17 protein-coding genes, 1 pseudogene and 1 riboswitch are annotated in these 19,510 nt (G+C 54.5%); all 18 genes and pseudogenes read right to left on the bottom strand.

Features of this window, described 5'->3' with window-relative positions:
• Positions 1-6: 6 nt before the first annotated feature.
• The 18 genes and pseudogenes from ABE504_RS04420 to ABE504_RS04505 all read right to left on the bottom strand — a co-directional run bounded on the left by ABE504_RS04420 (position 7) and on the right by ABE504_RS04505 (position 18,771).
• Positions 7-1,698 (bottom strand): putative polysaccharide biosynthesis protein, encoded by a 1,692-nt coding sequence (locus ABE504_RS04420; protein WP_430085065.1) that lies wholly within the window; start codon positions 1,696-1,698, stop codon positions 7-9.
• A gap of 142 nt (positions 1,699-1,840) precedes the next feature.
• Positions 1,841-2,383 (bottom strand): stage V sporulation protein T, encoded by a 543-nt coding sequence (gene spoVT / locus ABE504_RS04425; RefSeq protein ID WP_430085068.1) that lies wholly within the window; start codon positions 2,381-2,383, stop codon positions 1,841-1,843.
• A 276-nt stretch (positions 2,384-2,659) separates the two neighbouring features.
• The gene (locus ABE504_RS04430) at positions 2,660-3,763 is read right to left on the bottom strand and encodes a foldase protein PrsA (RefSeq protein WP_430085071.1); all 1,104 of its coding nucleotides are present in this window, start codon (positions 3,761-3,763) and stop codon (positions 2,660-2,662) included.
• On the bottom strand, positions 3,750-7,271 hold the full coding sequence (gene mfd / locus ABE504_RS04435; protein WP_430085073.1) for a transcription-repair coupling factor: 3,522 nt from the start codon (positions 7,269-7,271) through the stop codon (positions 3,750-3,752). Before mfd ends, ABE504_RS04430 begins: the two co-directional genes overlap by 14 nt.
• Before the next feature lie 67 nt (positions 7,272-7,338).
• Positions 7,339-7,566, bottom strand: a complete 228-nt coding sequence (locus tag ABE504_RS04440) for an anti-sigma-F factor Fin family protein (protein ID WP_126142855.1) — start codon at positions 7,564-7,566, stop codon at positions 7,339-7,341.
• A gap of 105 nt (positions 7,567-7,671) precedes the next feature.
• Entirely contained in the window at positions 7,672-8,232 is a 561-nt protein-coding gene (gene pth / locus ABE504_RS04445; protein ID WP_430085076.1) for an aminoacyl-tRNA hydrolase, read from the bottom strand.
• 420 nt (positions 8,233-8,652) lie between these two features.
• Positions 8,653-9,294 carry a 50S ribosomal protein L25 gene (locus tag ABE504_RS04450; protein ID WP_430085079.1) on the bottom strand — a complete coding sequence of 214 codons (642 nt, stop codon included), beginning with the start codon at positions 9,292-9,294 and terminating at the stop codon, positions 8,653-8,655.
• 294 nt (positions 9,295-9,588) lie between these two features.
• Complete coding sequence (gene glmU / locus ABE504_RS04455; protein WP_430085081.1) at positions 9,589-10,986, bottom strand: bifunctional UDP-N-acetylglucosamine diphosphorylase/glucosamine-1-phosphate N-acetyltransferase GlmU; 1,398 nt, start codon at positions 10,984-10,986, stop codon at positions 9,589-9,591.
• Positions 10,987-11,167: 181 nt separating this feature from the next.
• Positions 11,168-11,452 carry a septation regulator SpoVG gene (gene spoVG, locus ABE504_RS04460; RefSeq protein WP_028557369.1) on the bottom strand — a complete coding sequence of 95 codons (285 nt, stop codon included), beginning with the start codon at positions 11,450-11,452 and terminating at the stop codon, positions 11,168-11,170.
• 117 nt (positions 11,453-11,569) lie between these two features.
• On the bottom strand, positions 11,570-11,953 hold the full coding sequence (locus tag ABE504_RS04465; protein WP_126142859.1) for a RidA family protein: 384 nt from the start codon (positions 11,951-11,953) through the stop codon (positions 11,570-11,572).
• A 28-nt stretch (positions 11,954-11,981) separates the two neighbouring features.
• The gene (gene purR / locus ABE504_RS04470; RefSeq protein WP_430075032.1) at positions 11,982-12,800 is read right to left on the bottom strand and encodes a pur operon repressor; all 819 of its coding nucleotides are present in this window, start codon (positions 12,798-12,800) and stop codon (positions 11,982-11,984) included.
• Positions 12,801-13,002: 202 nt separating this feature from the next.
• On the bottom strand, positions 13,003-13,857 hold the full coding sequence (gene ispE / locus ABE504_RS04475; protein ID WP_430085137.1) for a 4-(cytidine 5'-diphospho)-2-C-methyl-D-erythritol kinase: 855 nt from the start codon (positions 13,855-13,857) through the stop codon (positions 13,003-13,005).
• 305 nt (positions 13,858-14,162) lie between these two features.
• Positions 14,163-14,336 (bottom strand): annotated as a pseudogene (locus ABE504_RS04480) (small, acid-soluble spore protein, alpha/beta type); the annotation flags it as partial.
• Positions 14,337-14,483: 147 nt separating this feature from the next.
• The gene (veg, locus tag ABE504_RS04485; protein WP_028557365.1) at positions 14,484-14,759 is read right to left on the bottom strand and encodes a biofilm formation stimulator Veg; all 276 of its coding nucleotides are present in this window, start codon (positions 14,757-14,759) and stop codon (positions 14,484-14,486) included.
• A 293-nt stretch (positions 14,760-15,052) separates the two neighbouring features.
• Complete coding sequence (gene yabG / locus ABE504_RS04490) at positions 15,053-15,937, bottom strand: sporulation peptidase YabG (RefSeq protein WP_430085086.1); 885 nt, start codon at positions 15,935-15,937, stop codon at positions 15,053-15,055.
• A 55-nt stretch (positions 15,938-15,992) separates the two neighbouring features.
• On the bottom strand, positions 15,993-16,901 hold the full coding sequence (rsmA, locus tag ABE504_RS04495; RefSeq protein WP_430085089.1) for a 16S rRNA (adenine(1518)-N(6)/adenine(1519)-N(6))-dimethyltransferase RsmA: 909 nt from the start codon (positions 16,899-16,901) through the stop codon (positions 15,993-15,995).
• A gap of 26 nt (positions 16,902-16,927) precedes the next feature.
• A complete protein-coding gene (gene rnmV, locus ABE504_RS04500; protein WP_430085091.1) occupies positions 16,928-17,464 on the bottom strand; it encodes a ribonuclease M5 in 537 nt (178 codons plus the stop codon).
• A gap of 215 nt (positions 17,465-17,679) precedes the next feature.
• Positions 17,680-18,771, bottom strand: coding sequence for a ubiquitin-like domain-containing protein (locus ABE504_RS04505; protein ID WP_430085140.1), 1,092 nt, complete (start codon positions 18,769-18,771; stop codon positions 17,680-17,682).
• 432 nt (positions 18,772-19,203) lie between these two features.
• A riboswitch (cyclic di-AMP (ydaO/yuaA leader) is annotated at positions 19,204-19,398 on the bottom strand.
• Between the last annotated feature and the right edge of the window lie 112 nt (positions 19,399-19,510).

Genomic DNA, 19,510 nt, shown 5'->3' on the forward strand with positions numbered 1-19,510 from the left:
AGTCCCCTACCGCTTCAACTTGTTCAATAACGGCGCGAGCTTCCGCGCCAGCTCCGGCGTCTCCTGCAGCTCCGCGCGGGAGACGCTCCCGCTGCGCAGCAGCGCCAGCCCGTAGACGGCCGCGCCGCCGGCTACGCTTATCAGTGCGATGGCGCTCGCGCTCCATCGCAACGGCACGTGCCATGCCGCAGCCGCGGGCATGGCCAATAGCTGCAGCGCTGCGAGGCAGCCGCCCATCAGTCCCACGCCCAGCGCGGGACTGACGGCGTACGGCCGCAGCGCGAAGCGCACCCCGGTGCAGCGGCGCAGCTGCACCAGATTCAGCCCCGCCGCAGCGGCGTAGGCGACCACCGCGCTGAGCGCGGCGCCGTCGATGCCCCAGCGGGGCAAGAGCAGGACGTTGCCGAGCGCTTTGAGCGCGATGGCAACGAGCAGGGCCAGTGTCGGCGTGCGAAGCGCGCCGACGCCCTGCAGCACGCTGGCCGAGACGGCGTTCAGCGTGGAGAACAAGGCCGTGAACGCGAGCACGGCCATGGTCCAGCTCGCTTCCTGCGTGCGGTACAGCATGATGTTGATCGGCACGGCCGCGAAGGCGAGCCCGAACGACGCGCCCAGCCCGACCAGCCAAGCGACGCGCACGGCCATTTCGGCGCGGCTGCGGACACGGTCGTCCCGCCCGCTGGCCTTGGCGTCGGCAATCGCCGGCACGAGCGCCGCGGACATCGAGGACGCCACCATGACGACAAGCTGCACGAGCGGCAGCCCGCGGTTGTAGAGCCCGTAGGCCCGCATCGCTTCGCCTTCACTGCCGAGCGACGCTTCGAGCAGCCGCGGCAGCGTGAACGTGTCGACAAGATTCAGCAGCGGCACAACAATCGCGCCGAGGCACACCGGAATCGCGTAGAGCGCGATGCGCTTGGCCCATTGCCAAGCGGACGTATTAGCTGACGGACTCGATTGTCCTTTCCGCCATTGTTCTTTCTGCGCCGGGCTCCCTGGCTCTTGTCCCTCACGCATCGCCCGCCGCCAAAACACCGCCATCACAATTAGCCCGGCGACCGCCCCCATGACGGAGCCGAACGTCGCACCGGCGGCAATCCGCGCATCATCATAAGCGAGCGCCGTCATGTACAGCAGCAGCGCCACCATCGTGATGACACGAATGGACTGCTCCGCCACCTGCGACACCGCGGTGGGCAGCATGTTCTGATAGCCTTGAAAATAGCCGCGCAAGACGGCTAGAACAGGCGATACGAGCAAGGCGAACGATACGCTTCGGATCGCGGATGCCGTCTGCCCTATGCCGATCCACACCGCAATCTGCTCGGCGCCGAAGTACAGCGCCAGAAAAAGCAGGACGCCTGCGCACATTAAGACAGCCCCCGACACATAGACGATGCGCCGGGCCTCCCGGTGCGCGCCGAGGCGGACCTGCTCCGCGACGAACTTGGATACGGCCACCGGAAAGCCCGCCGTCGCCGCAAAAAGAATTAAAATATACAGCGGATACACCGCGTTGTAAATACCAAACACCGCATCCCCGGCGACATTCTGGAGCGGAATCTTTTGCAGGGTGCCGAGTAACTTCGAGATGACAGCCGCAAGGCCCAGCAGCATCGCCCCCTGCACCAGCTTGCTCCGTGGGTTAGCTCGGCCCTCTGTTTCTTTATGCGATTGCCGCTCGGTTGTTCCCCCCATAATGCGCTCCTCTGCCAACGAATCAATCTATCCGTATTATAGCGAAATTCCCCTAAGAACACCAAGGCTGGCGAAACAACAAAAAAAGCTTCACCTACAGTCCATCACCTCTGTAAGGAAGCCTTCGCATGTATTTATGGTGTCATTGTTCCATTTGCTTCGCCAGGAATCCGGCGGCTGTCTCTACCATCTTGACCTCAAGGTTGCCCATCTTCACATTCTCATCCTTGGAGATCAGGATGACTGCACCAATCGGGTCCCCGCCTGCGACAATCGGCGCCGCCACAAAGGAGGTGAAGGTTTCATTGGCATCTTTAATAATTTCAAATTGACCGCTGTTGCTCTCCAGCATCGGCTTGCGGTTCTCCATGCAGGTCTCAATGAGGGCACCTACGGATTTCTCCAAATAATCTTTCTTCGAGCCGCCAGCCATCGCAATGATGTTGTCACGATCTGAAATCAGCGCAACATGATTCGTGCTTTCAAACAACGATTCGGCATATTCCTTCGCAAAATCACCGAGCTCACCAATCGGGGAATACTTTTTCAGAATCACTTCGCCATCGCGATCCACGAAAATTTCCAAAGGGTCACCTTCGCGAATGCGCAGGGTGCGTCGTATTTCCTTGGGGATTACAACTCTCCCTAAATCATCTATCCGACGGACAATTCCAGTTGCTTTCATACCTCTAGATGCCTCACTTTCCGCTTTCGAATTAGATACGACACGAGCATGAAACGTTGTATGCTTAATCGGGATTTGGTGGGAACTTGAAATCTAACCATAGTATTCTTCACTTCCCACGCTTCTATGCAGCAGCCGCTACTGACGATTTGACTTAATTTAGCTCTGCATCCTGCTGCGCTTAGGTTGTCCAAATATAACCGAATTACTCTTCCCGGGGACAAAAGGTCTTAGGCAAAAGAAAAGGATGCCTGCAATCAGGCATCCTTTTCACTGTTATTTCGCCGCTGGGCTTGCGGACGGACTAGCCGCCGCGCTTGCAGCAGGGCTCGCAGACGGAGCTGGTGTCGCCGCTTCCGGTTTCGGCAGGTTGTTCGTTTCAATCACTTTCGGGAATTCAGTTTCTGCCCACTCGGACAGGGATTTCTCTGCCAGTTGAGACTTGATTTCCGTTTTAAGCGCGTCATCCAGCTGCTTCGTGCTTCTGGATTCCACTTTCATGATGTGGTAGCCGAATGTCGATTCAACCGGATCGCTGATTTTGTTGAGTGGCAGTGTGCTTGCCGCTTGTCCAAACTCCGGCACCCATTGGCTGATTTCCGCATCTTTGTACGTACCGCCGGCATCCTTGGAGCCCGGATCGTCGGAGTATTGTTTCGCCAGCTCTGCGAAGTCGCCGCCTGCGTCCAGCTTCGCTTTCACTTCTTTGGCTCTGGCCAGCGCCTCATCCTTCGTGCGAAGATCCGCTTGCGTCGCGGCATCTTTGAGCGAAATCAAGATGTGGCTAACTGTCGCGATGTCATACGCGTGCGCAGCCGCTTGCTCTTTATACGAATCCTGAACCGCTTGATCCGTTATTTTAGCCTCCATGCTGCCCATCGTGTAGAAGCTCATGCGCATGAGGTCTTCGATGTCTTTCAGTTGAATGCCGTTGTCTTTTAATTGCTTGTCCATACCGCCTTCTTGACTGCCGAAGTAGTCGGTGATGGCTTTCATTTGCTCTGTCACTTGCTTGTCCGAATCAGTTTTCACTTTGTCGTCCACTTTGGAAGACAGCACGCGGAACGTCACCATTTGCTTCAGCATGTCCTGCTGGAAGGCAGGGTCGGCCAAGTACTGCGCCAGCTGCGGAGAGAACATTTTATTCACATTGATAAAAGAGTCGAATTCCGCGCGCGTGATTTTGCCGCCGTCTTTGTACGTCGCGATGACGTCCGTCGGGTTTCCTGTCGCTGCTGCAGAAGCAGCAGGCGAAGACGTAGCTTCGCCATCTTTTTTACCGCAAGCCGTAAGTACAGAAAAGGCAAGTACGACTGTCGCCAGGCCTACCATCCATTTTTTTGAAGAAGAGCGTTGTCTGCGTGTCTTATTTGGCAACATCTTGTAGTTCCCCTTTCGTTTTGAGCACATCTTTGTATTGGATCAAGAACTTCTCGAGCAATTCCGCCGCAGCCTCTGCGGTTAAACCTTTGATGCGAATCACGATATGGAGCTGTGGATCTGCATTCAGCTTGATGCGTCCATCGAACCCTTTGGACAGGGCTAACAGCTTCTGGCCGTCCAGCCGGCTGTTTTGATCGTTGTGCATCTTGATCAGGTAATCCTCTCCTTTTTGGCTGATCGTTTCAATCCGGTATTCCGAACCGTACGCTTTCAAACGAGCCACTGTCAGTAGGTTGAATACGGATTGCGGCAGATCACCAAAGCGATCGATAAGCTCATCATGCAGATCCGCGGCTTCTTCCAATGTGCGAATGGCGGCCACTTTTTTATAAATCTCAATTTTTTGCATGCTGTCGTAGATGTAATCAGAAGGCAAGTACGCATCCAATTGAATATCGATCGACGTGTTCCACTCCGGTTCCGGCGTGACGGCTTCCCCGTCGATTTCCAGTTTCAGCTTTGCAATTTCCTCCGCGAGCATTTGGGAATACAAATCGAAGCCGACGGAAGCGATAAAGCCATGCTGTTCGGCACCGAGCAAATTGCCCGCACCGCGAATGGACAAGTCCCTCATGGCAATTTTAAAGCCTGAGCCTAGTTCTGTAAACTCTTTAATCGCCTGCAGCCGTTTCTCGGCGACTTCCGTCAGCACCTTATCCCGTTGGTACGTGAAGTACGCATACGCAATCCGGTTCGATCGCCCGACGCGGCCGCGCAGCTGATACAGCTGGGAAAGCCCCATTTTATCGGCATCATGGACGATCAGCGTATTAACGTTCGGGATGTCGACGCCCGTCTCGATAATACTCGTAGAGACAAGAACATCGTACTCTCCGTCCAAGAAGTCGAGGATCGTTTTCTCCAGCTCCTGCTCGCCCATCTGGCCGTGGGCCACCGTCACCCGGGCGTCCGGAATCATCATCGAGATTTGGTCGGCCATTTGCGTGATGCCCTGCACGCGGTTGTAGAGATAGTAGACCTGACCTTCGCGCGCCAACTCCCGTTCAATCGCTTCACGCACAAGCGACGGACCGTACTCGACCACGTACGTCTGCACCGGGAACCGGTTCTCCGGCGGCGTCTCGATGACGGACAAATCGCGCACGCCGAGCATCGACATGTGCAGCGTCCGCGGAATTGGTGTCGCCGTCAGCGTCAGCACGTCGACGTTCGTTTTGAGCCGCTTGAGCTTCTCCTTATGCGACACGCCAAACCGCTGCTCCTCGTCCACGATCAGCAGACCGAGATCTTTGAACTGCACGTCTTGCGAAAGCAGGCGATGCGTCCCGATGACGACGTCGACCGTGCCTTTCTTGATGCCCTTCATGACCTCCGTCTGCTCTTTCTTGGAGCGAAAGCGGCTTAACACACTCACATTAAAAGGATACCCCGAAAACCGCTCACGGAATGTCTCGTAATGCTGCTGCGCCAAAATTGTCGTCGGCACGAGCACCGCGACCTGTTTGCCGTCGATCGCGGCTTTGAAGGCTGCGCGCACGGCCACTTCGGTTTTGCCGTAGCCGACGTCGCCGCACAGGAGCCGATCCATTGGCCGGGCTTTTTCCATGTCTTTCTTGATTTCCTCGATGGCGCGCAGCTGATCCCGCGTCTCATCGTAAGGGAACATCGCCTCGAACTCATTCTGGTAGGAACTGTCCTTGCCGAAGCCGTAGCCCGTCGCCGCCTGGCGCTCCGCATACAACTTGATCAGATCGTCGGCGATATCTTTGACTGCAGAACGCGCCTTGTTCTTGACACGCGCCCAGTCTGCCCCGCCAAGCTTATAGATCTTCGGTTCCTTTTCCTCGGAGCCGACATATTTCTGAATCAGGTCAATCTGGTCGATGGGTACGGAGAGCTTGTCGCCGCCCGCATACATAAGATGGATGTAGTCCTTGTGGATGCCGCCGACTTCCAGCGTGCCGATGCCGACGTACTTCCCGATCCCGTGATTCACGTGAACGACATAGTCGCCGACTTTCAGCTCCTGATAGCTCTTGATGCGCTCGGCGTTCTCCATCTTCTTCTCGACCTTGCGCGCCTTCCGCTGCTTCTGGGTAAAAATCTCGCCCTCGGTGATGACGACCAGGTGAATCGACGGCATTTCAAAGCCGGTCTGCAAGTTGCCTTCCACAATCTCCGGCACTTCGATCTGGTAGTCCTGCAGCACGCGCCGGACGCGTTCCGCCCGCTCTTCCCCGTTCGCCAGCACGACGACGTTGGTGCCGTTTTTCTTCCAGCGCTCCATCTCCGCCTTGAGCAGGTTCATCTGCCCGTGGAAATTTTGCATGACGCGGCAGACGAAATTCACGATATTTTGCGGCTGAATGCCCGCCACCTGGCGCAGGAACAAGGACACGTACAGCGTCGGGAATGGCCTGCGGTGCAGCAGTGTTTCATAACTTTTGGACAGCACAAAAGCCGGCAAGCTCTTCCCTTCGGTGAGCGCATGCATCATCCACTCGGCTTCGTCGCGCTCCAGCTGCTTGGCTGTTTCCAGCAAGCGGGCCGGTTCGTCGATGACAAGCACCGTGTCCTTGGGCATGTAATCCATCAGGGTCTGTCTTTCCGTATAGAGGAGAGAAATATATTTATAAATGCCAGGGAACGTCTGTCCTTCACGCAGCAGCTCGATGTCATGGCCGATGCCTTCGAGCAGCTTGTCTTTGGCTGTGCGATCGGTCATTTTGGCCAGCTGCGCCTGCAGCAGCTCATAGGCATGCTGTGCCGCTGAGTGTAAGCGCTTCCTATCCGCTTGAATTTCACGGCACGGAGGAATGGTTATAGACGATAATTTATCTATTGACCGTTGGTCACTCACATCGAATGTCCGAATAGAGTCGACATCGACGTCGAATAGCTCAATCCGTATCGCATTCTCCGACGTTAGCGGATATAGATCCAAAATCCCGCCGCGTACGCTCATTTCACCTTTCGTTTCTACGCGCTCGACCCGCTCGTACCCGAGACCCGACAGCGTAGACAGCAAGTCGTCCAGCCCAACCGTATCGCCAACGTTAATGGTCACGCGCGATTCTTCAAACACTTGCTTGACCGGCAGCAGTCTGCGGACGCCTGCGAACGGTGCGATCACCACGCCGCGATAACCGCCTGCGAGCTTCGTCAGCACATCGATGCGCTGCGCGAGCATTTCCGGCGAGGATGCGGCTTCTTCCGTCGTCAGCAGTTCCTGAGCCGGATAGAGAAGCACTTCCTCTGGAGACAGACACTCGAGCATGTCTTCCGCAATTTTTTGCGCCGCAAACATATTATGGGTAACAACGAATAACGGACGGTTAAGCTCGCGGACGAGAGAGGCAATCATCACCTGACGGGAGGAGCCGGTTAAACCGGCGATGAGCTGCTCTTTCATCTCGGACTTAAGGCCTGTCACAATCGTTTGAAAGTCGTTATCCGCAGAAAAAGCCTGAATTAAAGCTTGCAAACAAGTACACTCCCCTCACAAAAAGAAGCCTCGGCAACGTGCCTAGGCTATGAACTCTTCATCTTCATCATTGTAACGGACTGGCGAGCAGGGACAGCTCCGGATTCGCTTCCAGCGCCTCGCGGCAGTAGTCGCAAACCACTCTGACCGTTACATCTCCATTCGTATTATACGATATTATATCTCTCCGCTCTTCGGGGGTCAAGGAATGGAAGCCCAACTGCTGCTCCGTAATCGCGGACTGGTTGATTTCCCCAACGAACGTATGGCAATGCCTGCAAATGTACTTGATCATATGTATGCCTCCTGTGACAATTCGATTACATCCCAGTATGCCCATTCTTCAGGGGAATTAGCCGAATCTGCCAGAGGCTTTCTGTTTTAAAAAGCGTTCGCCCGCCTATTTATTGAATTTGGCCATCGTCTTCTCGAACGAGTTCGTGAGCGAGAACTCCATGGCCTCGCACGTCAAATCCAGCACCTCGCCGATCGATTTCATCTCTTCTTTCGTGAAGTTCGACAGCACGTAGTCTGCAATATTAAAACCCGGTGCAGGTCGGTTGATGCCGATCCGAATGCGGTCGAACGTCTGCGTCCCGCCGTGCTGAATGATGGACTTGATGCCGTTGTGGCCGCCGGGACTTCCCTGATAGCGCAGCCGAATTTGCCCGAACGCCGTATCCATGTCGTCATACACGATGACCACATCCTCCAGCTTCGCTTTATAGAAATCAAGAAACGCCCGCATCGACTCACCCGACAAGTTCATATACGTCATCGGCTTGAGCAGGTACACCTTCGTGCCGTTTACGACGCCTTCGGCCTGCAGCGCTTTATTTTTGTTCTGAAACGTCGTGATACCCCACTTCTCCGCAAAACGATCCAGCGCCATAAACCCCACATTATGACGATTCTGTTCATATTGTTTGCCCGGATTGCCCAGACCGATAAAACATTTCATACTCCGTTCATCTCCCAAATATAGTGGTACAAACCCTATGGAAAGCCGAGAGTGATCCAATTCATGTATCTGAATGGCGAACAGCTCACCAGCGACGATCATTTCCAAGATCATGCCGACTCCGATATTCCCGTCCAAGTATACTATCAAAATGTGCACAAGGATATAGGTTTCATCGAATTGTACAACCGCTTTTTTATAAAAATCAATCATACCTACTATAACAGAAACTCCCATGTTTTTCTTTCCAGGCCAGGCTATTAGATCCAATTGATGAAGCGCTTTCATTGCAAAAAGAGAAAAGAAGCCTTCGCACTCCGCGAGGGCTTCTTCCGCATGCTGCTGCGCGCCGGGGTTGGAGTACCGTCATACGCGGGCAACTCCAAGTACCGGAATACGCGCAAACTGGGCATACTGCGCTTATGTCGGTTGGCCCGCCGTCGCGGCTTCGTTCGACGTCTCCGCTTCGCCCACCCGCTCCTCGTTGTTCGCAGGCTCCGGTGTTGCCGTCTCCTTCTGCGGTACAAGAATCGTCACGACGATGTCGTTCGAGTCGGATTTCATCTCGACGCCAGCCGGCACACTGATTTGGCTAACGTGCAGGTTATCGCCGAGGCCGAGACTGGAGATGTCGACGGCGATAGAAGCCGGAATTTGGTTCGGCATGCAGCGAATTTCAACCTCATGCATTTGTACCTGCACAATGCCGCCTTCGCGCGCGCCGACAGAATCGCCGGTGAACTCCAGCGCCACGATCGTCTTGATCGGCTCGTTCATATTGATTTGGTGAAAATCAATATGCAGCACTTCGCGGCTCATCGGATTGCGCTGAATCTCGTTGATCATGACCGGCTGCGTACCGGCGCTCGCGATCGACAGATCGATAATCGCGTGCGGGTTCGTGCGCAGCACCGTCTGAACGTCTTTCCAATCCACCGTGATGACGGTAGACGCTACTTTCGCGCCATACACGACGGCGGGAATTTTCCCTTTCTCGCGCAATTGCTTGATTTCGGATTTTGTCGCTTCTTTGCGGGCTTCCGCTTGTAAAGATACAGCCATATGAAAAAGAACCTCCTAAAGTTAGCCGGCTTGACCCGTCAGACTGCCGTCTGCGGGGCCGGTGAGTCATCGCTAGTTCATAGCGTGCCCAACCTTAAGAGGTTCCATCCAAATTTTAGAGGTTTCGGATTTCCATCACGAAGATGCTCAGGAAGCGGATTCGGCATCGAATCTTGCGTTCAGCTTCGAAGTGCGGTGCTCATGTAGGTTTTGCCTACACTCCGCTCCTCCTTCTTCAGCTTCTCACAACCTTCTCGGTGCTGAAAACCCGACGGCTTTCCCCTATGCCAACCTTTATCCCTCTTTGTTCGCCTTCCGGGCTTTCATCCGCGCTTTCAGCTTGTCGGCGTAGCCAGCTTTGTTCGATTGACGCTCGCGCGCAATCGCCAAATCGCCGGGCTCGACATTATGCGTAATCGTAGAGCCGGCCACCACGTAGGCGCCGTCGCCGATTTTGACCGGCGCGATCAGATTGACGTTGCTGCCGACGAACGCGTCGTTGCCGATTTCCGTCAAGTTCTTGTTGTAGCCGTCATAGTTCACCGTAATCGCGCCGCAGCCGATATTGACGTTCGTGCCGACTACCGCGTCTCCGACGTAGCTCAGGTGCGACACCTTCGAGCCGTCGCCGAGCGAAGCGTTTTTGATCTCGACGAAGTCCCCGACCTTGACCTGCTTGCCAAGCTTCGCGCCCGGACGCAAGTAAGCGAATGGCCCGACAGATGTCTCACTGTCCACCGTCGCGTTCTGCAGCACGGATTGCTTGATCGTCACGTCGTCCTGGATGACGGAGTCGATGATCTCTGTGTTCGGCCCGATCGTGCACTGCTCGCCGATGACCGTGCTTCCCCGCAAAATCGTACCCGGCAGCAGCACCGTATCCGCGCCGATCCGCACATCCTTCTCGATGTAGGTATTCACCGGATCGATGATCGTCACGCCATTCAGCATATGCTCGCGGTTAATGCGTGCTTTCATAAGCTGCTCGGCTTCGGACAGCGCCACGCGGTCGTTGACGCCGATGGATTCCGCCGGGTTCGCCATGCAGTAACCCTGCACGATGTCGCCGCTCTCAGTCAAAATGCCGATAACATCCGTCAGATAGTATTCATTTTGCGCGTTGTTGTTCGTCACCGAACCAAGCGCCTGGAACAGCTTCCGGTTATCGAAAATGTACGTGCCCGTATTGATCTCTTGCGTCGCCGCTTCCACCGGCGTGCAATCTTTCTGTTCGACGATGCGCGCTACGCGCCCGTCTGCTCCGCGAATAATGCGGCCGTACCCGGTCGGCTCATCCAGCTTCGCGGTCAGAATCGTCGCCGCCGCGCCCGTATTCCGGTGCAGTGCGATCGTATGCTGCAGCGTCTCGGCCGAGATCAGCGGCGTATCCCCGCAAATGACGACGGTCAAGCCGTCTTCCGCGCCCAACGCTTCTCTCGCCTGCAGTGCCGCATGTCCGGTGCCGAGCTGCTGCTCCTGCAGTGCGTAGTCCACCTGCTCGCCCAGATAGGCTTGCACGGCCTCCGCACCGTAGCCGACAACCACGACTGTTTTTGCCACTTCTATATGTTGGAGCGTGTCCACAACGTGCCCTACCATCGGCTTGCCTGCAACCGGATGCAGCACCTTGTACAGCTTCGATTTCATTCGTTTCCCTTGGCCTGCGGCCAGTACTATCGCCATCAGCTTCAACGGTGATCCAACCCCTTTACGATATACGTTATAAAATAAAATATAAAATATGTTCTCTTCCTCGATAAGTGCTTCATTTCAATATAGCATCATTCCTATATAAATGAAAAGAGAGCCCGTAGGAGTCAGTACGACGAAACGTTCATCGGACTGACTCTTAGGGCCCTCTCAATTGTCAGAATTATGCGCCTTCTTCGATTACCTCTTCTTCAACAGCTGCGCGGTCGTATTCAGCGAGGACAGCTGCTTGAATTTTCTCACGAGTTGTCGACGAGATCGGATGCGCAATATCGCGGAACTCACCATCCGGTGTACGCTTGCTCGGCATCGCTACGAACATTCCGTTGTTGCCGTCAATCACACGAATGTCATGGACCACAAATTCGTTATCGATCGTAATGGAAGCGATCGCCTTCATCCTCCCCTCGGAGTTAACCCGGCGGAGTCTTACGTCTGTAATTTGCACTTATGTTCACCACCTTTTTCCATCTCTGAGACTTGGGTGATATATTCCACATTTCAGTGCAAATTCCTTCTCGTTTTTTGAAATATTCGATAATTTAATGTATTCTTTATGTTTCTGTTAATTTTCGACAGAAATTTCAGCAATTAGCTCGATTTCGACAAACACATCTCTCGGCAATCTCGCCACTTCCACGGTCGATCTAGCCGGCTTGTGGTCGCCAAAATAGGAAGCATAGATCTCATTCAGCTCGGCGAACTGCCCCATGTCCTTCAGGAACACCGTCGCCTTCACCACTTGCTGCAGCGAAGAGCCTGCGGCTTCCAGAACCCCTTTCAAATTCGCAAAAACTTGATGCGTTTGCTCTTTAATACCGCCTTGCACGATTTGACCGTCAAGTCCGAGCGGGATTTGACCGGATGTGAACAGCAAGTTGCCCAGTTTAACCGCTTGCGAATAGGGACCGATCGCAGCCGGAGCTGCGGAAGTTGAAATGAATTCCATATCAGGGAAATCTCCTTTTCATATCATTTTAGTCAAAATAGTTGCCCGGCTCTACCGTAATCTGCTTCGTCTTGGAATCGACGCCGTACAGACGCGCCAAGGACACATAGTCATCCACGAGTTGCTCTTCCGCCTCGCACGATTCCATAAAGACGCCGACGCCCTGCACCGTCGCTTTGAACTCCGCCAACAGGTCCATCATGCCGTGAATCGTCCCGCCCACATGCATAAAGTCGTCGATAATGAGAACCTTCGACTCTTCCTTGAGCGCGCGTCTGGCGAGCGACATCGTCTGGATCCGCTTGTTGGAGCCCGACACGTAGTTGATGCTCACCGCCGAACCCTCTGTCACACGACTATCCCGGCGAACGATCACGACCGGCAGGTTCATGTACGTTGCTGTCGCGTACGCCAGCGGAATGCCTTTCGTCTCCACCGTCATAATCACATCGACCTCGCGCCCGGCGAACGCCGAAGCAAACGTCTTGCCAATCTCATTCAAATATTGAGGTTGCCCCATAATATCCGACATATACAAATATCCGCCCGGCAAAATGCGCTCCGGCTGCTGTAATTGCAAACAAAGACTCTGGATGAACTTCAGAGAAATTTCCTTCGGCACTTTCGGCGAGAACTTCACGCCGCCGGCTGCTCCGGCCAGGGTATTGAGTTCCCCCAAGCCCTCTTCTTCAAAAACTTCTTTGATAATTGCAAGATCTTCACTAATAGAAGATTTGGCAGAGTTGTAACGCTCGGCAAAAGTCGTTAAAGGAATTAACGAATGGGGGCGAAACAACAAGTACTGTGTCATTTCCACCAGCCTGGCGCTCCTTTTCAACTTTTTCATCGCACTACCCCCAAAAATCCGAATATTATAATGAAAATATACCACTTTTATACGTATTTATTCAAGCTAAGCATGAAAATTATATTAACATAGACCTGACACAAAAGTGACACAACGAAACACGGACGCATCGATTCCCACAGTCCCCAACCTTCTCGGAAAAAAAGAGCCCCGGTGGGGCTCTTCTCACTCATCCTATTGCTTAGGTCAGCATGCGCACGGCATAGACATCCTTGCAAAACCCTCGCAAGCCGTTGTAGATCCGTGCCACCTTCGCTTCCTTCGAAACCAGCCCGAACACCGTCGGCCCGCTGCCCGACATCAGCACGCCGTCTGCGCCCAGCCTCTGCATGCATTCCTTCAAATGCCGCACCTCCGGATACAGGTCCAGCGTCACTTCCTCCAGCACGTTGCCGAGGCTGCCGCACAGCCGATCAAACTGCTTGTCCCGAATCGCCGCAAGCACGTCCGCCGTAGACGGATGCTGCTTGATGCCGTTCGCATTCAGCTTGCCGTAGATTTCCGATGTCGATACGTTGATCGGCGGCTTGGCGAGCACGACCCAGCATTGCGGCGGAGACACAATAGGCTGCAGCTTCTCGCCGCGCCCCGTCGCCAAGGCGGTGCCGCCCGTTACGCAGAAAGGCACGTCCGACCCGAGCTCTGCGCCCAGTACCTGCAACTCCTCCATGGAGATGCCGAGGTTCCAGAGCCGATTGAGCCCTCGCAGCGTCGCCGCCGCATCCGAACTGCCACCCGCAAGCCCAGCCGCAACCGGAATGCGTTTATCCAGGTGAATATAGACGCCGTTCTTCACGTCATACCGATCCTTAATCAGCCGCGCCGCCTGAAAAGCCAAGTTCTTCTCATCCAGCGGAATATAGCCCGCCTGACTGGAAATGATGATCGTGTCCCGCTCCAACTCTTGCATCTCAATCCGATCCGCCAGGTCGACCATGGTCATGACCATCTCGACCTCGTGATAGCCATCCGCACGTTTATGTAAAACATCGAGCGATAAATTGATTTTCGCCGGTGCCTTCTCGTAAATCTTCAATCCGTTCACCTTCTTTTGCTCATTTGCCATTGCAATATTATAACAAATGCGCATTAAAAAAGCTAAAGCTGATCGCTTTAGCTGTAGGTGGAATGCTGTGTCGGCTGCTGCCCATGAGATGGACGCGCACCCGCCGCATAATAGGCCGTCGGCCCCGCTTGCTGCTGCACATACGAACTCGTCTGCGCATACCCGCGCGGCTGCCCGGCTGCCGCATAAGGTACCTGCGCCTGGCCGCTCATCCCTTGCTGGCTGCGATATCCGGCGCCGGCAGCGGACCCATGCGCGGGCGGCGCCGACGCCGCATGCTGCTGCGCCAGATGCTCTTGCGCAATTTGAATCGCGCGCTTGACCATATTGCCCGCATCCTTCGTACGGATGCCCGACCAACCTTCGCGCTGCACCACATCATAGAAGCCTAGATCTTTGGCCAGCTCATATTTTAAACTTTCGGACATAACGCCTCTTCTTCGACTCATACATAGACCTCCTCTGAAGCAAAGTAGACTGGGCATATACTAGCTGTCGTAGATGAAGATAGTATGCCCCGGCCGTTTGTCCTTCTATTCCCGCCACTAAAAAGCAAAAACAGACCCGCAGGCCTGTCCGATCCGTACCATATGGAACTAATGTTGAATATATGTGATGCGTACCTGGCCGTCGTCGTTACAGACCGTAACTTCAACGGACTCCGTCAGAATATCGGCGTAGCTATAGGAAACTCGCTTAAAAGCATGTGATTCTTGGTCCAGCTTAACAATGAACACAGAAGGGTAGGTTTCTTCTAAAACTCCGGAACGCTCGACAGTCTTTCGACGACCACCGTTCGCTCTTAACATGATCTTCTGCCCGACATGGGGCTCCAAACTGCGTTTGATCTCCAACAGCGCATTTTTAGCCATTGTCAACTACCACCTCTTTCCCTGTTAATTATAACCGATGGAGACAATCATGTCAAATGAGGGCAAATATTATATCAGTACCCTAATCCTATTGTCAACGGCATTTTTATGTATCCCCGAAATTCTCACCTCAATAGATTCTCTCCATCGTTCGCAAAATATTCACACATTTCCAGTTGAAGTTATCGGGATCTATCCCCACAAAAAAAGAACACAGCCACGCCCTACCCGCTTCCCGCGGGAGACTTGCTGTGTTCTTATGCATGCCACGGCGCGAGAGGCGCGCAGAACCGTTATACAGACTCTTCGGCGTGTTGGATGCCTGGCACCCCCATACGGTAGCTTCCACGCGTCTCCACGCCGCCTAAGCCGTCTAAACCGGTTACGGTCAATTCTACGATGTCGAGCATCGAAATCGTTTCCTTCACGGACGTGTAGGAGAGCTTCGCCGCGATGCTCAGCGGGTCCAGCGCATGAATGAGAATGCGGCCCGGCGAGCTGGCGAAATTCGCCCCGGCGCGCAGCAGCGCCTCGAAGTGCGACTGGCACGCCCCAGCCACGACAATCAGGGCATCGCGATTGCGCTCGTATTGCCTCGCCACGTGGACGGCGTTGACGAAGTTCTGCGAGTTTTTATAGCTCGACAGGTTCGTGAGCCCGCCGCTCAGCCGATGCTTCAAAATACCGTCGTGCCCCGTGATGACCACGATGTCCGGCTTGATCTGCGGAAGCAGTCGGTGCAGCGCCTCCGCCATCTGCGACTCCGGGATGAAGAAGCCTTCCGCCGGGACTCGCAGCTCGCCGTAGAGCTGCATGCATTTGCGCAAATAGGCCGGATCGCCGTCCAGATGCAGCACTTTGCCCGGCACTTCAAAATAGCTGTTGTGCAGCACCTGCACCTTTTGTTTATGTTGAACCGTCTGCTGGTTCTTCTCTTGCAATTGAACTTGCGCCAGCGCGAGCCGCCGGAACGCCTCACGAAATTCCGGTGTGCCTGAACGCGGATGGTCGATCGTTTCCGCCGGCGGCGCCGTCTTCGTCAGATCCGATAGCGGCGCGTCCGCAAGCAGCCGATAGTCGACGCCGCGCAGAATCGCGCTCAAATGCTCGATCCGCTCGATTCTGAATACGATGTCGCCGCCATAGGACTTCCGAGTTACATAATCGCCTTGCCTCATCGCTCAAATCCCCTCCTAGGGGTATCCTATGGCGAGACTGGGCATTTGGTGCGGGTTATTTGCAGCCGTGCGCGCGCAGCGCTGTCGAAAGACGCGCAAATTCGCCCATGCTGAGCGTTTCGCCGCGGCGGGAAGGGTCGATGTCAATCCCGTGCAGCAGCGCCTCCAGCTCGGCTTTATTCTCTTTGGAGAAGAACCGCGCCGCGAGGTTGTTATAGAGCGTTTTGCGCCGCTGGACGAAGGCCGATTGGACGACAGCGAAAAAGAAGTCGGCGTCCTCCACGTCAACGGGCGGCGTCTTGCGCACGCGCAGCCGGATGACGGCGGAATCGACGTTCGGCTGCGGCACAAACACGGTGCGGGGCACGATGGTAACGAGTTCCGCCTCGCAGTAGAATTGCACGGCGATGCTCAAGCTGCCGTAGTCTTTGGTGCCAGGACGAGCGGCCATGCGGTCGGCCACTTCTTTTTGAATCATCACGACGATATTCTCCAGCGGCAGCTTCTCCTCGAGAAGCTTCATAATGATCGGCGTCGTGATGTAGTAGGGCAGGTTGGCGACGACGGAGACGCCGTCCACGCCCTCGAAGTGCTGCCGGAACAACGCCGGCAGGTCGGTCTTCAAGATGTCTCCGTGCACAACGGAGGCATGGGGGTACGGCGACAGCGTCTCGCCCAGAATGGGCAGCAGGCGCTGGTCGATCTCGACGGCCACGACGCGGCCGGCCAGCTTGGCAAGCTGCTGCGTGAGCGCGCCGATGCCAGGGCCGATCTCAAGGGCCCCTCTGCTCTTATCCAGCTCGGCGGCGCTGACGATTTTGCTCAAAATATTTTGGTCGATCAGGAAGTTCTGACCGAGGCTCTTCTTCAGCACAAGATCATGCTGCTTCAAAATTTGCTTCGTCTTGCTCGGCGTTGCGACATCCTCTGCTGTTACGATCACTTCGTTACGGGGTATAGACATAGCATAGACCTCATTATCTGTAAGTTTTACGTATCCAAATGCTCAAGCGCCGCTTCAAATTCCTCGCGGGAAATTTGAAACATCGCGCAGCGCTTATAAAATTGCTTGCCGTTGCAATACCCGATGCCGAGCGCGTTGCCCACCGCCAGCCTGCGGGCCGCCGCGTCCTCGTGCACGAGGAGCCCGGCCGCCATCAAATCCGCCATGGTCAGCTGCGACACAGCGCCCTCATATTCCGTGCGCAGGCTCTGGAGCGCCTGCCGGATCACTTCCGGCGCGGCGTTCTCCACGCCGATGTCGCCCTTGTACGCAGCCTGCTCCTGCGTAATGAACGCATGCTTGCAGCCAGGCACCTTGGCGGCGACGATTTTTCGGATCCGCTCCCCGGCGTGGTCGGGATCCGTGAAAATAATAACGCCCCGCCGCTGCTGGGCGAGCGCGATGCGTTTCAGCACAGCTTGGCCGATGGCCGAGCCGCCGGTCTCGATCGTATCCGCCTCCACCGCTCGGCGGATTGCCGCCGTATCGTCCTTGCCTTCCACGACGATCACTTCTTTTATCATCAATAAGTCCTCTTTCCCTTAACAAGGCTGACCCGAGGTCGAGCCCCACTCAACGAGTTCCAAGTAACGCAGAAAAAGAAGAGGGGTCTCCTCTTCTTTCGCAATCAGGCTAATGCCAAGCTGCACATGTCGCTATTGTTCCCGTTCCACCCAGCGTTTACACGTTTGGAGACTGCGGCGAAATAAAGTACCGCTCATTTCCTCGCAGCAGTTCCTTAGTTCTGGGATGGCTTCGTCGGTCCGACCACGTAGACCGTGTAGCCCTGTTTTGTGCCGAAACGGTTCGCATAATTGTGATCGTCAAAATATACATCGATCATTTGGCCCTTCACAGCGCTGCCGATGTCTTCCGCACGGCGGAAGCCAAGGCCCTCAATATAGACCCACCAGCCGAGTGGGATCACTTTCGGATCTACAGCAATCGTCCGGCCTTCCGTTACCGTTGTGCCCGTGTACGTCTTGCCGTAACCGGCCGAACCTTCCGACTTGCCCGTGGACGCAACATCCGACGAGTAAGCGGTCAGCTTCACATTTTTCAAAATTTGCTTGTAACCGAAGGTTACGCCATTCTTGGCTACCTCATCCACATTCGGAGAGGAGGAAGAGAGCACCACGACCGGATTCTTCGTTCCGACCGAGATCACCTTGCTTACACTTTGCGCTTGTACTTCTTCACCCACAACTGCTTCTGCAACCAAAACGCCGTCTTCATACGTTTTTTCTTTTTTCTTTATTAGTACGCCTTCCTTACCTTCCTGAACAACCTGCTCCTTGCCTTTCAGTAAAGATGCATCATTCTTCTTTTCAGTTTGGAACGCGATCGGTTCGGTAACTTCTTCCGTCTCTTTCTTCACGCGAACGATTTTGATCGAATCGCCGGAAGCTAGAGGGGCTGTAAGCTCGGGAGTCACACGGTCGTTATCTCCCAGTGCAAGATTGAAACGCTGCAATGCACTTTCTACCGTTCTTGCAGTTGTGTAAACAGTGGTGGTCTTTCCATCAGCAGTCAATTGGATCGGTGAAGCTTGCTCGATGACGATTCGGTCGCCGGCATTGATCCGCGAAGTCAGCGCAACTGAAACTTCGTCGTGTTCACCAACCGTTATGGCTTGTTCATCCAGTAGGCGTTGCAGGACCCATTGCTTCGTATGCACAACAGTCTCTTGTCCGTTCACAACCACGGATACGCTCTTGGTAGCCGTTCCGTACAACAACACTAAAAACATGAAAGTCATTGCGATTGAAATTAGGGCCAAACTTAAAATCAAACGCAAGTTTTCACGCTTCCATCGCAATGCGAAGGACATGCTGGATGATCGTTTTACATGGGTCTCGCTAATAGAGATACTGCCCACTTCTTCGGTCCTCCTTCAAAGCCTCGCCGCCAGGTTAAAGCATGAGAGAATTTTGACGCGACTAGGTTTTTAAGTTTAACTTAATGTCGATGTTCCTGCAGCCGCTGCTAGACTGCGAACGATCGGTCGTCCCCCTTTTGCCTATTCCACATCCTACTGAGACTTTCCGAAATAAAGTACCGCTAAATTTCAGACAAATCGCTTTGTCTGAAGAAGGGGCGGTAATTCGGGAAAGCTCCACTGTTCCAGAGGTATTTATGTCTAGCTGGTCGGGTGCTTCCTCTTGTGCGACACGGACTGCGTCTGCTGATAAATAAAAGGCCAGCAAGAAGAGGACTCTTCTCGCCGGCCTTGTTGTAAAGATACAAAAAGCACACACGACAATCGTTACCTCTCTTACGCTTACGAGGTTAGCTGACGGATTCGGACGTGAGAGTCGCCCTACGCAGATCCCGCCTTGACGGTCGGTATCCGCGATTCACCCCTGTTACACACTCTGCTGCCCAGAAGCGTCTACCCGCTCCCGATGCCCGCAGTGGTTCCCCCGTTCCCAGTACTGGAACTCAGCGAATGGAAAAATGGCAAATTGGATATTAAGTTATTATGAAAAGTATATTACGCTGTAAATCTCAAGCTGTAAAGGGATTAATACCCGTTAAAAAGGTCTAAATGGCCCGGATTTCGATGATTT

It is taken from the genome of Paenibacillus oryzisoli (assembly GCF_050467285.1).
In the GTDB taxonomy this organism is placed as follows: Bacteria; Bacillota; Bacilli; order Paenibacillales; family NBRC-103111; genus Paenibacillus_E; species Paenibacillus_E oryzisoli_A.

Excerpts from the sequence above, each read along its gene's own strand:
- ABE504_RS04450 (WP_430085079.1), bottom strand. The coding sequence starts at position 9,294 with ATGGCTGTATCTTTACAAGCGGAAGCCCGCAAAGAAGCGACAAAATCC.
- veg (WP_028557365.1), bottom strand. The coding sequence starts at position 14,759 with ATGGCTAAAAATGCGCTGTTGGAGATCAAACGCAGTTTGGAGCCCCAT.
- pth (WP_430085076.1), bottom strand. The coding sequence starts at position 8,232 with ATGAAATGTTTTATCGGTCTGGGCAATCCGGGCAAACAATATGAACAG.
- purR (WP_430075032.1), bottom strand. The coding sequence starts at position 12,800 with ATGAAAAAGTTGAAAAGGAGCGCCAGGCTGGTGGAAATGACACAGTAC.
- rnmV (WP_430085091.1), bottom strand. The coding sequence starts at position 17,464 with ATGATAAAAGAAGTGATCGTCGTGGAAGGCAAGGACGATACGGCGGCA.
- rsmA (WP_430085089.1), bottom strand. The coding sequence starts at position 16,901 with ATGTCTATACCCCGTAACGAAGTGATCGTAACAGCAGAGGATGTCGCA.
- ABE504_RS04420 (WP_430085065.1), bottom strand. The coding sequence starts at position 1,698 with ATGGGGGGAACAACCGAGCGGCAATCGCATAAAGAAACAGAGGGCCGA.
- ABE504_RS04505 (WP_430085140.1), bottom strand. The coding sequence starts at position 18,771 with ATGTCCTTCGCATTGCGATGGAAGCGTGAAAACTTGCGTTTGATTTTA.
- spoVT (WP_430085068.1), bottom strand. The coding sequence starts at position 2,383 with ATGAAAGCAACTGGAATTGTCCGTCGGATAGATGATTTAGGGAGAGTT.
- ABE504_RS04465 (WP_126142859.1), bottom strand. The coding sequence starts at position 11,953 with ATGGAATTCATTTCAACTTCCGCAGCTCCGGCTGCGATCGGTCCCTAT.
- ABE504_RS04430 (WP_430085071.1), bottom strand. The coding sequence starts at position 3,763 with ATGTTGCCAAATAAGACACGCAGACAACGCTCTTCTTCAAAAAAATGG.
- yabG (WP_430085086.1), bottom strand. The coding sequence starts at position 15,937 with ATGAGGCAAGGCGATTATGTAACTCGGAAGTCCTATGGCGGCGACATC.
- ABE504_RS04440 (WP_126142855.1), bottom strand. The coding sequence starts at position 7,566 with ATGATCAAGTACATTTGCAGGCATTGCCATACGTTCGTTGGGGAAATC.